The sequence below is a fragment of the Streptomyces sp. LZ34 genome, from assembly GCF_053890475.1.
Genome location: NZ_CM132680.1, coordinates 1,854,077 through 1,867,411 on the forward strand (window position 1 = coordinate 1,854,077; position 13,335 = coordinate 1,867,411).

Consider the following 13,335-nt stretch of genomic DNA (forward strand, 5'->3'; position numbering starts at 1 on the left):
CCATGAGCAGCGAAGTTGCCGATACTCCAAGATTTCCGCGTACGACATCTTGTCCAACCGAACCCCCACCTCTAGCTTCCACAGAGACCGATTTCTATGGGTAGTCGGTCCGTTTTCCCGGATCCCCAGGAGGATTCCATGAACAGCAAGCGGGTCAGAGTGGCCACCTGTGCAGCGGTGGCGCTCTCCGTCGTCCTGACCGGCTGCGGCGGCGACACGGCCGGGAAGGCCGGGGGCCCGGTCACCATCGAGTACTGGAACTGGCTCGAGGCCAAGAACATCGACCCGGTGGTCGCCAAGTTCAACGCGACACACAAGGACATCAAGCTCAAGTTCGTGAAGCAGGCCGACAACCCCGGCACCCAGCAGAATCTGCGCAACGCGGTCGCCGCCCAGAAACATGTCCCGTGTCTGGTCCAGAACTTCGGCGAGGCGCCGTCCCTGGCCTCCGAGGGGCTGGCCCAGGACGTGACGGAGGAGCTGACGCCGTATCTGAAGAAGGGCCTGTTCGCCGAGTCGGCGCTGCCCTCCGCACGGGCGGTGGACAAGTACTACGCGGTCCCGGGCGGCGCCACGCCCCCGTTCATGGTGATCAACCGCAAGGTGTACGACAAGTACGGCGTCGAGACGCCCAAGACCTGGGACGATGTGATCGCCGCGGGCAAGGAGTTCAAGAAGCACGGCATCTATGTCATGAATCTGGCGGGTGAGGACCCCAGCACCCTCATCGAACTGGTGCAGCAGGCCGGGGGCTCCTGGTACAAGATCGACGGAGACAAGTGGAAGATTGACTTCCTGTCCCCCGAGTCACTCAAGGCCGCCGTTGTCATCCAGCAGCTGGTCGACAACGACCTGGTGGCCCATCAGACGTATACGGACAGGCCCGCGCTCATCAACTACTTCGACTCCGGGAAGATGGTGTCCCTGCCCACCTCCACCTGGCAGTTGCAGAACTACGAGCGCGAGTACAAGAAGTCGCTGGGCGACTGGGAACCGGTGGACCGGCCGCAGTTCAAGGACGCCACCGAGTTCGTCACCCCGATGCACTCGCCGACCAGCGGCCTGATCGTGCCCAAGGGCTGCGACCACGTGAAGGAGGCGGTCGAGGCCGCGGTGTGGCTGAACACCTCGAAGGACTCGACCGACGCCTCGTACCAGAAGGACACCAAGCAGTACACCTGGCCGGGCGCGGTCCCCGACCCCTCCCCGTGGGTCGACTCGGCGGTGCCGGAGAAGCTCTTCGGCCCCCGGAAGTCCAAGGCACGGGGCGTGATCCTCAAGTCCGTCAAGGCGGGCCGGGACAACTGGGTGGCGGGCCCCAACTACACGGGCATGTTCGCCGAGCTCCAGGACCAGTGGGCGAAGGTCACCGCGAAGAAGACCACCATGAAGGCGGCGCTGGAGCACATGCAGACCTGGACGGTGGCCGACCTCAAGCGGAAGAACATCAACGTCGATGGCTGAGACCATGGCCACGGGCCCTCGACCCGCGCCGGGCGCGGCGCCGCCACGGCTGCCGTGGCGGCGGATGATGGCGCTGAAGGGGGCGTCCTTCACCGCCCCCTTCTTCATCGGCTTCGCCCTCTTCACCCTGGCCCCCGTCCTCCTCGCCCTGCGCGAGAGCCTCTACTCCAAGAAGAGCTCCGGGCTCGGATTCGGCGAGAAGACCGTCGAGTTCACCGGGTTCGACAACTTCGCGCGGGGCCTGGAGGACGCCCACTTCTGGGCCGCGATGCTGCGGGTGGCGCTCTTCGCCGCGGTGGCCATCCCCACCATCATGCTGCTCAGCCTGATGATGGCGCTGCTGCTCGACGCGCTGAGCCACCGCCTCGCCGCCCGCTTCCGGGTGCCGCTGCTCATCCCGTACATGATTCCGGGCATTGTCGCGATCCTGATCTGGATCTACATCTACAGCCCGGTGGTGGGCCCGCTGACGCCGTTCCTCGCCCTCTTCGGGATCGACGCGGACTTCTACAGCGGCGAGATGATCTGGATCTCCCTCGGCAACCTGCTGGCCTGGAGCGGCGTCGGCTTCAACATGCTCATCGTCTACTCGGCGTTGCAGGCCGTGCCGCGCGAGATCTTCGACAGCGCCCGGGTGGACGGCGCCTCCGAGTGGCGCATCGCCTGGTCGATCAAGGTGCCGCTGGTGCGCCGGTCCCTGGTGCTGATCACCGTGCTCAGCATCATCGGCACCCTACAGATCTTCAGCGACCCGATGCTGTTCCGGACCATGACCCCGGAGACCGTGACCCGCGACTTCACCCCGATCATGGCGATCTACGACTGGGCGTTCCAGCAGGGCGAGTTCAACTACGCCGCCGCACTGTCCATCATCCTCGCCCTGGTGGTCGGCGCCGCGTCCGCCGTCTTCTACAAGCTCACCAACAAGGCGCCCGTATGACAGCGACACTCCAGCCCGCGCCCGCACCCGCACCCGCCGCCAAGCAGCGCGCCGTACGACGCCGCACCGCGCCCGGCGCGGTCCGGCACGGCACGCGCACCAAGGTCCTGATCATCACCGGTCTGGCGTTCTTCGTCATCTACTCCCTGGCCCCGGTGTGGTGGCTGCTGGTGGCCGCCACCAAGAGCCAGGGCGATCTGTACACCTCCAACGGCCTGTGGTTCTCCCGGATGAACCTCGGGGACAACCTGCACCAGCTGTTCACCTACCAGGACGGCATCTTCCTCCGGTGGATGTGGAACACCGTCTACTACGGGGTCGTGGGCACCGCCGGGATGACACTGATCTGCGTCGCCTGCGGCTATGGGCTCGCGATGTACGAGTTCCGCGGCCGGGGCGTGCTGATGGGCTGCATCATCGGCTCGTTCCTGGTGCCCAGCGCGCTGCTCACCATCCCCTCGTTCCTGCTCTACAGCGACCTCCAGCTGATCGACACGCCCTACGCGATCATCCTGCCCGGCTTCTTCAACGCCTTCTCCGTCTATCTGGCGAAGGTGTACGCGGAGGGGGCCATCCCGCCCGAGCTGCTGGAGGCCGCCCGTATCGACGGAGCGGGCGAGTACCGCATCTTCTTCCAGATCGGCGTCCGTCTGATGTCGACCGGGGCCGCCACCATCTTTCTGCTCGGCTTCGTCGCCAACTGGAACAACTTCTTCGGACCGCTGATCTTCCTGCGCAGCCAGGAGAAGTGGACCGTGATGCTGGGCCTCTATTCCTGGCTCAAGGTCAAAATGGACACCTCCACCGATCTGACCGGCATGGTCGTCGTCGGCTCGATCGTCTCGCTGCTCCCGATGGTGATCCTGATGACCTCCCTACAGCGCTTCTGGCGCTCGGGCATCACGCTCGGCAGCCTCAAGTGACGCCCCGCGGCCACGCCCCATGCTGATCACAGGTTGATCCCCCGCCGAACCCCCTTTCGGCCCTCCCCGCCTCGCCCTTCGCAAGGATTCGCAAGGAGACGACTTCGCCATGCCCATCAGCAGAAGAACCGTGCTGCGCACCGCGGCCGCCGGCACCTCGGCCGCGGCCGCCGGCGCCTGGCTCTGGACCACCGCGCCCGCCGCCGAGGCCGCCGAAGGGGCGGGCGGGGCCACGGGCGACCGCCTGGACCTGCTCGACTTCGGCGACGCGGCGGCCGAGGCGGCACACGGCCTCGTGGCCGCCGACACCGCGGTCGTCGACGGCCGTGCCGGGGACCGGGCCCGGGTCGCGAAACCGCTGGACCCGCCGGACATCAAGGGCGGTGAGCTGCGGTTCACCATGAAGGTGGACCCGGTGCGGCAGAACTACCTCACCGTGAAGTTCTGGGGCGGCGACACCTCGCCGTACAAGACCATCGCGTATATCAACGGCGAGCAGATCGGCTACCGCCGCTCCGGCGACTACGAGGCGCTGAACATCGGCACGGTGCGCCCCCTGCCGGGCCGGTTCTTCTACGCCACCGTCATGCTGCCGCTGGAGCACACCCACGGCCGGGAGCAGGCCGAGATCACCCTGCGCACCTACGACAGCGCCTTCAGCGCGAAGGTCACCGCCGACTCGCGGGGCTACTACCGCGCGTACACCCACACCGGCGCGTATCTGGCGGTCGGCGACGAACCGCGGCCCGACTACACGCCGCCCACCGACACCGTGGCAGACCTCGGCGAGAGCGAGAAGCAGGCGCTGGTCGACGGGTATGTCGCCGGTCAGGTGAAGCTCTTCGACGGCCACTCCGCGAAGATCGACGCGTCCGCCGCCGGCAGGCTGTCCATCGTCCGCTACGAGGACGAACTCCTCTTCTACAGCGGCGCCCTGGCCACCGCCACCTGGTGTCCCGCGAAGTCGGCCGCCGAGAAGAAGGCCGCGCTGCTGCGGATCTTCAAGTGTGTCGACAACCACACCAAGGACTACTACGGCAACACCAAGCTGCTGGCGCGCGGCGGCCACCAGGGCGACTGGGGCGGCTACTACGGGGCGCTCGGCCAGGCTCTGTACATCGTCGAGAACCTGATCGACGACAACGATGTCTACGGCCGTGACGCCTTCGATGCCTTCCTCGACGAGGAGTTCACCACCGGTACCAAGGAAGGCGAGACCTCCCTCAAGGACGTCGACTTCGACGGTGGCAGGCTCACCCGGCGGGCCGCCTGGGGCCGGGTCCTCAAGGCCAACTTCGACTACGCCCGCTCCCGTCTGTCGTACATCTACAACCAGGTGCTGTACTGCTACGAGGGCGCCTGGGAGGCCCACGAAGGACTGCGGGTCATCGGCTCGAAGTTCTACGAGGGCAAGGCGCGCAGCCACCGCATCGCGGGCGAGCTGCTCGGATGTGAACCGTTCCTCGGCGAGGAGGTGCTGGTCGGGCCGGACGGGCAGGATCTGGACCTGTTCCACTCGCTCTTCTACCACGACACCACGGCCCGCTGGACCGAGGACTACATCCGCTATGTCATCAAGGGCCTGGCCACCTCGAAGCTCGACAAGGACGGCCACGTGGTGCGCCGGCTGCCGCTGGGCAGGCACTACACCACCATGACCGAGAGCGGCCACACCCGCGAGAACGGCTATGTGGCCAACTACGGCGAGGCGACCAACTACCTCCCCCAGTGGTTCCACCGCACCTGGGGCCACCGGGGCGACGAGGAGCTGAACGACCGGATTCTCGAGCTGGCGCTGCGCAATCTGCACGCGCGCTCCTACGCCCGCCACACCGACCTGGACAACGGTCTCAAGCGCATCATGCGCATGGAGATGGTCATCGACGAGCGCAACGCCAACTACCCGGGGTTCCCCGGCTATGTGCTGCGCCAGTCCGAGGGCAAGATCATGCTTTATGTGTCGCTCGCCCGGCACATCGAGGAGCACGCCGAGCGGTACGCGGGCTCCGCCTGGGCGGCCACCCGGGCGTACGCCCGCGAGGCGGTCGGCTTCGCGCAGCAGCAGCTGGCCGACCACCAGTACTTCAACACCTTCTCGTCGGTCGCGGGCCAGAACAAGTACGACCTTGGGCTCGGCGAGACATACGCCTATCTGAAGGACCAGAAGCCCACCGGGATCGTCCATCCGCACACCGACTTCGCCTGCTACACCGCCGCGGAGCTCTCCGCGCTCGCGGTGCGCCGAAGCGACTACGAGCGCTTCGCGTGGGTGGATGTGGACTGCATGTTCGTGTCGCTGCGGGACGGCGACACCCATCTGTTCGGCCAGCTCAACGAGCGCCAGCGCGGTTTCGCCCGCAACGGCAGGCTGCATGTGCGCCGCCCCGACCACGACCAGCTGGTGCAGCTGGGCACCGACGCGGTGTTCCAGTACCGGGACTACTGGGCCCGCATGGACAACATCGACGTCGACTTCATGGAGGACCAGCAGACCGGCGACTCCACCGCGCCGCAGGCCCTCGCGGGCGAGATCGCGCCGATCACCTACCAGCCGGGCGTCGGCACGGTCCACCGCGAGAACTTCGAGGCCGACCACGCCTACTCCGGCTATCCCGATCTGCTGACCGCCCGCTACGGCCGCTACTTCTTCGTCTTCAACACCACGCGCACGGTGTACGGCAACGAGCGCTCCTTCACCGTCGAACTGCCCGCCGACCACACCGGCTCCACCGTGACCGACCTGGTCACCGGCCGGGAACTGCCGGTCGTCAAGGGCGCGGTGCGGATCGGCCCGAAGAGCGGTCTGGTGCTGAAGCTCTCCTCCGCCGAGGCCGCGGCCGCACCGCCCGCCCATGTCGACTTCGTGCACACCCTGCCCGGCGACGGCGCCATCGCGGTCACCTGGCAGACCACCGCGGGCGCCACGCACTACGAGGTGCGCCGGGCGACCCGCGCCACCGGCCCGTACACACTGCTCGCGCCGAAGGCCACCGGCCGTTACCACCTGGACCGCACCGCCCGGCGCGGCGCCACCTACTACTACACGGTCACCGGCGTGAACGGGCAGGGCTCCGGACTGCCGTCGCACACCATACGCGCCGAACTGCCCGCCCCCGCCACGCCCGCGCTGCTGAAGTCCGGGTGGCGCGACGACGCGCTGGGCGGCGCGCACCCAGGCAGCACCGCCGTGCGCGGCACCACGGTCCGCGTCCTGGGCGCACACGGCGACGGGCTGGGCGAGGGCGACGACTACGACGTGCTGAAGCGGGACATCGAGGACGCGCTGCACTACGCCAGCCGCCCCGCGGCCGGAAGCTGGACGCTGACCGCCCGCCTGGAGACGGCCCGTGGCTCGCTCACCGGCCTGCTGCTGCGCGACAAGCTCACCGCCAACACCCGCTATCTGTTCTTCGGTGCCGATCGGGACGGCAACCTCGTGCTGCGCAACCGCACCCGCGACAGCCGCCACGACTGGCAGGACGACAAGCGCTCGCCGATCGTCGACAAGCTCGACGGCCACACCCTGGCCGCCACCCCGTATCTGCGGCTCGTCCGGGACTTCGCCACCCACCGGGTGCAGGCCCAGACCTCCCCCGACGGCGAGACCTGGCTGACGGTCGGCACGCTGTTCACGCCGCTGCCGTACGCCGTCCACGCGGGGCTCGCCGCCACCGGGGACGCCACCTTCGCGCGGGTGGCGCTGGAGGCCCTGTCGGCGCAGGCGCTGCTGGTCTCGGTCGAGCGAAACGAAGGGGACGCGGCGACCGTCACCGTCCGCTGGAACAAGCCCGACGACGCGATCGGCTTCACCCTGGCCCGCTCCGCCGACGGGCAGAAGTGGGAGAACGTGGTCGAGAACAGCCGTGGCTACGCCCACAAGGAGGAGGGGTTCCGCCACGGCAAGCGTTACTACCAGGTGACGGCCACCCTCGTCGGCGGCGGCACCCGGACCACGGCCGAGCCCGCCGTCGCCGTCGCCGAGACCCTCGCCCAGGTGCTGGCCCGCGCCCGGAAGACCGTTCCGGCCGACTGGACGAAGAAGAGCTACGCCGCGTTCACCGCGGAGCTCGACCGGATCGAGAAGGCGGCGGACGGGGCCGGGGCCGACCAGGACGCCCTGATCGACGACGCGTACGCGGCGTATGAGCTGCTGGTGTCCGTGGACACGCTGCTCCGCAAGTTCGAGATCACGCAGGGCATGGTCCAGGCGTCCACCGTCGAGTGGCCGGGGAAGGGCACCAAGGAGTCCAACGGCTGGAAGGCGTTCGACGGCGACTCCGCCACGTACACCGACACCCTGGCCGCCGAGAGCTGGATCGACATCGACGCCGGCGACAAGGGGCCGATCACCGTCGACCGGATCCGGGTCTTCCCGCGGACCGACGCCGCGGACAAGATCCTGCGCGCGAACGGCACCGTGTTCCGCGGCTCCGACGACGGCGGGCAGACCTGGACGGACCTGCACACGCTCAGTGGGATCTCCGCCGCCCAGTGGTACGAGGTGAAGCTCGCCGAACGCGCCTCCTACCGGCTGATCCGCGTCCACGACGGCCACGACGGGCGCTGCAACCTCGCCGAGATCGAGTTCTGGTACCTGCTGCCCGACACCGCGTGACCGCGTGCGCACCGTGCGCACGCCACCCGCCGTGAAGCGGGTGCGACACGCCGGGCCCGACCACACCGCCGTGGGGCGCCGGAGAGGGGCACGTCTACCCTGATCTGGCCGTCGCCTCGGCGGTGTGTTCGGTTTTGGGAAGCGACAGGAGCACCACGATGACCACCTCCGCCGAAGTGGAATCCCCTCCGGAGGAGCCGGGTGAGAGTCATTTCCGCGCCTGGATGCTCAAGGGCCTGTCCGACATGGGCAAACAGCAGCCGGGGCCGCAGGCCCAGGGTTCCGAGGGCTCCGGGGGTTCCGAGGGCCACCGCGGTCAGCGGTGGTGGCGGGTGATGTGCCTGACCGGTGTGGACTACTTCTCCACCCTCGGCTACCAGCCCGGCATCGCCGCCCTCGCCGCCGGGCTGCTGTCCCCCATCGCCACCCTGGTGCTGGTGGTCGTCACCCTGGCCGGCGCGCTGCCGGTCTACCGGCGCGTGGCGCAGGAGAGCCCGCACGGCGAGGGGTCCATCGCCATGCTGGAGCGGCTGCTGACCTTCTGGAAGGGCAAGCTGTTCGTCCTGACGCTGCTCGGGTTCGCCGCCACCGACTTCCTGATCACCATCACCCTCTCCGCGGCCGACGCCTCCACCCACCTCGTCGAGAACCCGCACTTCACCAATACCCTGCACGGCCACGAGGTCGTCATCACCCTGGGCCTGGTCGCCCTCCTCGGCGCGGTCTTCCTCAAGGGCTTCACGGAGGCCATCGGGGTGGCGGTGGTCCTGGTCGGCGTCTATCTGGTGCTCAACGCGGTGGTGGTCCTGGTCGGCCTGTGGCATGTGGCCACCGCCTCGCACGTGGTCACCGACTGGTCCCAGGCGCTCACCGCCGAACACGGCAACCCGCTCGTCATGGTCGGTCTGGCGCTGGTGGTGTTCCCCAAGCTGGCGCTCGGCCTGTCCGGCTTCGAGACCGGCGTGGCCGTCATGCCCCACGTCGAGGGCGACCCCGGTGACACCGAGGAGCGGCCCGTGGGGCGGATCCGGGACACGAAGAAGCTGCTCACCACCGCCGCGGTGATCATGAGCGTCTTCCTGATCGCCACCAGCGTCATCACCACCCTCCTCATCCCCCAGGACGAGTTCAAGGACGGCGGCGAGGCCAACGGCCGCGCGCTCGCCTATCTGGCGCACGAGTACCTGGGCTCCGCGTTCGGCAGCGTCTACGACGCCGCGACCGTCGGCATCCTGTGGTTCGCCGGCGCCTCGGCCATGGCCGGGCTGCTCAACCTCATGCCGCGCTATCTGCCCCGCTACGGCATGGCGCCCCACTGGGCCCGCGCCGTACGCCCCATGGTCATCGTCTTCATCCTCGTCGCCTTCCTGGTGACCTGGATCTTCGACGCCGATGTCGACGCGCAGGGCGGCGCCTACGCCACCGGGGTGCTGGTCCTGATGACCTCCGCCGCGATCGCCGTCACCATCGCCGCCCGGCGCGCCCGGCAGCGCGGCTGGACGATCGGCTTCGCCGTCATCTCCGCCGTCTTTCTCTACACGACCGCGGTCAATGTCGTGGAGCGGCCCGACGGTGTGAAGATCGGCGCCTGCTTCATCGCGGGCATCATGGCCGTCTCCCTGCTGTCCCGGCTGGCCCGCGCCTTCGAGCTGCGCGTCACCGATGTGGACCTGGACCCCATGGCCGAGCGGTTCGTCCGCGACACCGCCACCCGCCGGATGCGGTTCATCGCCAACGAGCCCGACAGCCGCGACGCGGCCGAGTACCGCGACAAGATCCAGCAGATCCGGGCGGACAACGACATTCCCGTCGAGGAGGACTTCGTCTTCGTCGAGGTCACCGTCCGCGACGCCTCCGACTTCGAATCCGCGCTGCGTGTCCGGGGCGAGGTGCTGCACGGGCGCTACCGGGTGCTCACCCTCGACGGCTCCAGCATCCCCAACTCGCTGGCCGCGCTGCTGCTGCAGGTGCGGGACCTGACGGGGCGGCGGCCACATATCTACTTCGAGTGGACCGAAGGCAGCCCCTTCGCCCAGTTCCTGCGGTTCTTCCTGTTCGGCCAGGGCGAGGTCGCCCCGGTCACCCGCGAGGTGCTCCGCGAGGCCGAGCCCGACCGGACCCGCCGCCCCCACGTACACGTCGGCTGAGCCGTACACATCGGCTGAGCCGCCGCGAGTTCTCTGAGCGTCACCCGGACCCCGAGGGGTGACATTAGTGTGTGCCGCACAGTATCGTGTGACGCGTGTCCGTAGAAGAACTGACCCTTGCCCAGGCTCAGGAGCTGCGTCGCGGGACGGTCGTGCTGGCCTGCCTGGCGCTGCTCCGGAAGCCGAGTTACGGCTACGCGCTCTTGGAGACGCTCAATGACGCGGGGGTTACCGTCGACGGCAACACCTTGTACCCCTTGCTACGCCGGCTGGAGAAACAGGGTCTGCTCACCAGCGAGTGGAACACCGACGAGTCCCGGCCGCGAAAGTTCTACCAGGTCAGCCCCGACGGCTCCCAGGTCCGCACCGGTCTGGTGCGCGAGTGGCAGGACCTTGTCTCCTCGATTTCACGACTCACCAAGGAGAGCGGATGAGTACGAGCGTGCTCACTGAGCGGTATGTGCACGAGGTCGTCCGGCGGCTGCCGGCCGACCAGCGGGACGACATCGCCGAAGAGCTGCGCACGACGATCGCCGACACCGTCGAGGGGCGCGGCTCGGCCGACCCGCGGGTGGCGGAGCGCGAGGTGCTCAGCGAGCTGGGCGACCCGGTCCGGTACGCCGCTCGTTATACGGAACGGCCGCTCGCGCTGATCGGACCCGACCTCTATCCGACGTATTTCCGCCTGCTCGTCACCCTGCTGTGCACCGTGCTGCCGGCGGTCACCTTCGGGCTCGTCGTCCTGGACGTCCTGGACAACGACGACCTCGGCTCGGCCATAGGCGGCGGCGTCGACACGTTGTTCACGCTCGGCTGCCAGATGATCGCCGTGGTCACCGTGGTGTTCGCCGTGATGGAGCGGGTCCGGCACCGCAAGGGCGTGGTCGATGCCGCCACTTGGACACCCGACGACCTGCCCGAGGCCCGGCAGCCGGACAAGGGCGGAGTCGGGGCCTGTGCCGCGGCGGTGTGGTACGGGCTGCTGTTCGGGCTGATCATCTGGCAGCACACCGCCGAGCCCTACCGGGCGGACGGTGCGGGCGGGGACGGCAAGCGGATCGAGGTGCTGAACCCGGAGCTGTGGTCGGGCTGGGCGTGGCCGATGCTCGCCGGGCTCGCCGGGCTCGTGGTGGTCCAGCTGGCCCGGGTGGCCATGCGCGGCTGGACCGTTCCGCTGGCCGCCGGAAACGCCGTCGCCCAGGCGGTGTTCACGCTCCCGCTGGCCTGGGTGTTCTACCGGAAGACCTTCTTCAACCCGGACTTCCTCGCGGACGCCGACACCCTGTGGTCTCAATCGGACCAGGCCTATGCCGGCACGGCGCTGATCGTGCTCGCCTTGGGTGTGAGCGGAGTGTTCAAGAGCTTCCGCGCGGCGCGTGCGTGATCCTCGCCCCGGCCAGCGACTCCCTGATCCGGTTCCGGTCGATCTTGCCGGTGGAGGTCCTGGGCAGCGGGTCGGCCACCGTCTCGATCACGCCGGGGATGGCCGCCCGCACCGTGCGCTCCGCGCAGTACTGCCGCAGGGCCAGCACCCCCACGGAGCCCGGCTCGGCGAGGCGCAGCCGGGCGTGCAGACGGTGTCCCGCCACCGGATCGGGGATCGCGACGACGGCGGCCTCGACGACCGCCGGGTGGTCCAGCAGGATGCCCTCGACCTGCTGGGTGCTCACCTGGAAGCCCCGCACCTTCACCATGAAGTCGGTGCGCCCGAGGATGCTGAGAGAGCCGTCCCCGTGCCGGGTGGCGATGTCGCCGCTGCGGTAGTAGACGAGGCCGGGCACGCCGTCCGGGTGCGGGGCGAACTTCTCGTCGTTCGGCACATTCGCATAACCCGCGGTCTGGAAGGGCGTGTTGACGAGCAGCTCGCCCTGTCCGGGGCCGGTCAGCGCGCGCCCGTTCTCGCCGACGAGCAGCCAGCTGACACCCGGCAGCGAGCGGCCGATCGGCAGCGGGGTGCGGACGGGCCGGGCGCGATCCACCTCGTGGAGAAAGCTGTTGTTCGTCTCGGTGCAGCCATAGTTGTTGTACCAGCGGGCGTTCGGGAAGACCGTGAAGAGCCCGGCCAGCACCCGCGCGGGCATGCTGTCGCCGGCGAAGACGAGGTGCTCGGGCCCGGCCGGCGGCTCTTCGCCGGCTGACGCCTCCACGAGCAGCTGGAAGAGCAGCGGTACGCCCTGGATCAGCGAGACGCGGTGGTCGACGACCAGATCGCGCAGATACCCCGCCGAGGCGCCCCGGTCGGGGTCGGCCAGGACGACGGTGCCGCCGTACGCCAGGGTGGTCCACACATCCAGCAGGCACAGGTCGAAGTTGAGCGGCGCGTAGTTGAGGACGGCCGTGCCCGCCGTGATCCCGAACGTCTCGGCCCCCCACGCGGTGAACCGGGTGACCGCCCCGAACGACAGCGGAACGATCTTCGGGAGGCCGGTCGAGCCGGAGGTGGTGAGCATGAAGCCGATGGCGTCGTCGTCGACCGGTGCCGGCGGCGCCTCCCCGGCGCTGCCGGACACCGCGTGCGGGTCCACCACCCGGTCGATCAGCGGGCCGGCGGCCAGGCCGAGGACGACCTGGCATCCCGCCTGCTGGTACAGCTCTTTCGCCGGGGTGTCGGGCAGTTCGTGGGACGGCAGCAGAAGGCGGCGGCCGGCCATCAGGGCGCCCAGCACCAGGGCCACCGCCTCGGGTGATTTGCGCACCCGCAGGCCCACCGGGCGGGAGGCGTCCGGGGCGGCGGTCTCCACCTGGGCGCGGGCCCGGCAGGCCATGGCGTACAGCTCGGCGTAGCCGATCGCGCGGTCCTCCCAGATGAGCGCGGGCGCGGCGGGGCGGGAGGCCGCGTGCTGGGCGAAGGCCGTCACGAAGGTGTGGGCCATCAGTGTCCCTCCCCGGCCGCCGCGCGCTCGGCCGTGGTCAGGATGGCGCCCACCGAGCGGAAGTTTCTGCTGGTCAGCTCCGCGTCGGGGACGACGATGCGGTGGCGGTCCGCCAGCCATTCGGCGATCCGCAACACACCGAGGCTGTCGATCACGGCGGTGGCCAGCAGGTCGTACTCCGCGTCGAGGTCCGCCGCGTCGACGCCGGGCAGAAACCGCTCGACGACGAAGGCGGCGATGTCGCCCTCGGAAACGGCCGACGCGGTCTGGGGTGCGGTCGGGGGTGCCGTCGCTGACGCGGGGTGGGGCTGCGCGGACATGCTGTTTCCCTCCACTGGTTCCTGACGTCCTCACACGTCGATGGGCTCACACC

General features: G+C 69.1%; 9 protein-coding genes. 7 read left to right on the plus strand and 2 right to left on the minus strand.

Going from position 1 to position 13,335, the window contains the following annotated elements:
- The first annotated feature begins 138 nt into the window (after positions 1-138).
- The 7 genes from ACWY4P_RS06610 (at position 139) to ACWY4P_RS06640 (ending at position 11,473) form a co-directional block, all read left to right on the plus strand.
- Positions 139-1,464, plus strand: coding sequence for an ABC transporter substrate-binding protein (locus ACWY4P_RS06610; protein WP_456209191.1), 1,326 nt, complete (start codon positions 139-141; stop codon positions 1,462-1,464).
- Entirely contained in the window at positions 1,457-2,404 is a 948-nt protein-coding gene (locus ACWY4P_RS06615; RefSeq protein ID WP_456209192.1) for a carbohydrate ABC transporter permease, read from the plus strand. Before ACWY4P_RS06610 ends, ACWY4P_RS06615 begins: the two co-directional genes overlap by 8 nt.
- On the plus strand, positions 2,401-3,327 hold the full coding sequence (locus ACWY4P_RS06620) for a carbohydrate ABC transporter permease (RefSeq protein WP_456209193.1): 927 nt from the start codon (positions 2,401-2,403) through the stop codon (positions 3,325-3,327). Before ACWY4P_RS06615 ends, ACWY4P_RS06620 begins: the two co-directional genes overlap by 4 nt.
- Before the next feature lie 109 nt (positions 3,328-3,436).
- Positions 3,437-7,942 (plus strand): Tat pathway signal protein, encoded by a 4,506-nt coding sequence (locus ACWY4P_RS06625; protein WP_456209194.1) that lies wholly within the window; start codon positions 3,437-3,439, stop codon positions 7,940-7,942.
- 158 nt (positions 7,943-8,100) lie between these two features.
- Positions 8,101-10,089, plus strand: a complete 1,989-nt coding sequence (locus ACWY4P_RS06630; protein ID WP_456209195.1) for an amino acid transporter — start codon at positions 8,101-8,103, stop codon at positions 10,087-10,089.
- A 95-nt stretch (positions 10,090-10,184) separates the two neighbouring features.
- Entirely contained in the window at positions 10,185-10,523 is a 339-nt protein-coding gene (locus ACWY4P_RS06635; protein ID WP_353593474.1) for a PadR family transcriptional regulator, read from the plus strand.
- Positions 10,520-11,473 carry an HAAS signaling domain-containing protein gene (locus tag ACWY4P_RS06640; protein WP_456209196.1) on the plus strand — a complete coding sequence of 318 codons (954 nt, stop codon included), beginning with the start codon at positions 10,520-10,522 and terminating at the stop codon, positions 11,471-11,473. The genes ACWY4P_RS06635 and ACWY4P_RS06640 overlap by 4 nt, the downstream gene beginning before the upstream one ends.
- On the opposite strand, the gene ACWY4P_RS06645 is transcribed toward ACWY4P_RS06640, so the two are convergent.
- Positions 11,445-12,962: an AMP-binding protein gene (locus tag ACWY4P_RS06645; protein ID WP_456209197.1), complete on the minus strand. Its 1,518-nt coding sequence runs from the start codon at positions 12,960-12,962 to the stop codon at positions 11,445-11,447. The genes ACWY4P_RS06640 and ACWY4P_RS06645 overlap by 29 nt on opposite strands.
- Positions 12,962-13,282 carry an acyl carrier protein gene (locus ACWY4P_RS06650; protein ID WP_456209198.1) on the minus strand — a complete coding sequence of 107 codons (321 nt, stop codon included), beginning with the start codon at positions 13,280-13,282 and terminating at the stop codon, positions 12,962-12,964. Before ACWY4P_RS06650 ends, ACWY4P_RS06645 begins: the two co-directional genes overlap by 1 nt.
- Positions 13,283-13,335: the final 53 nt, after the last annotated feature.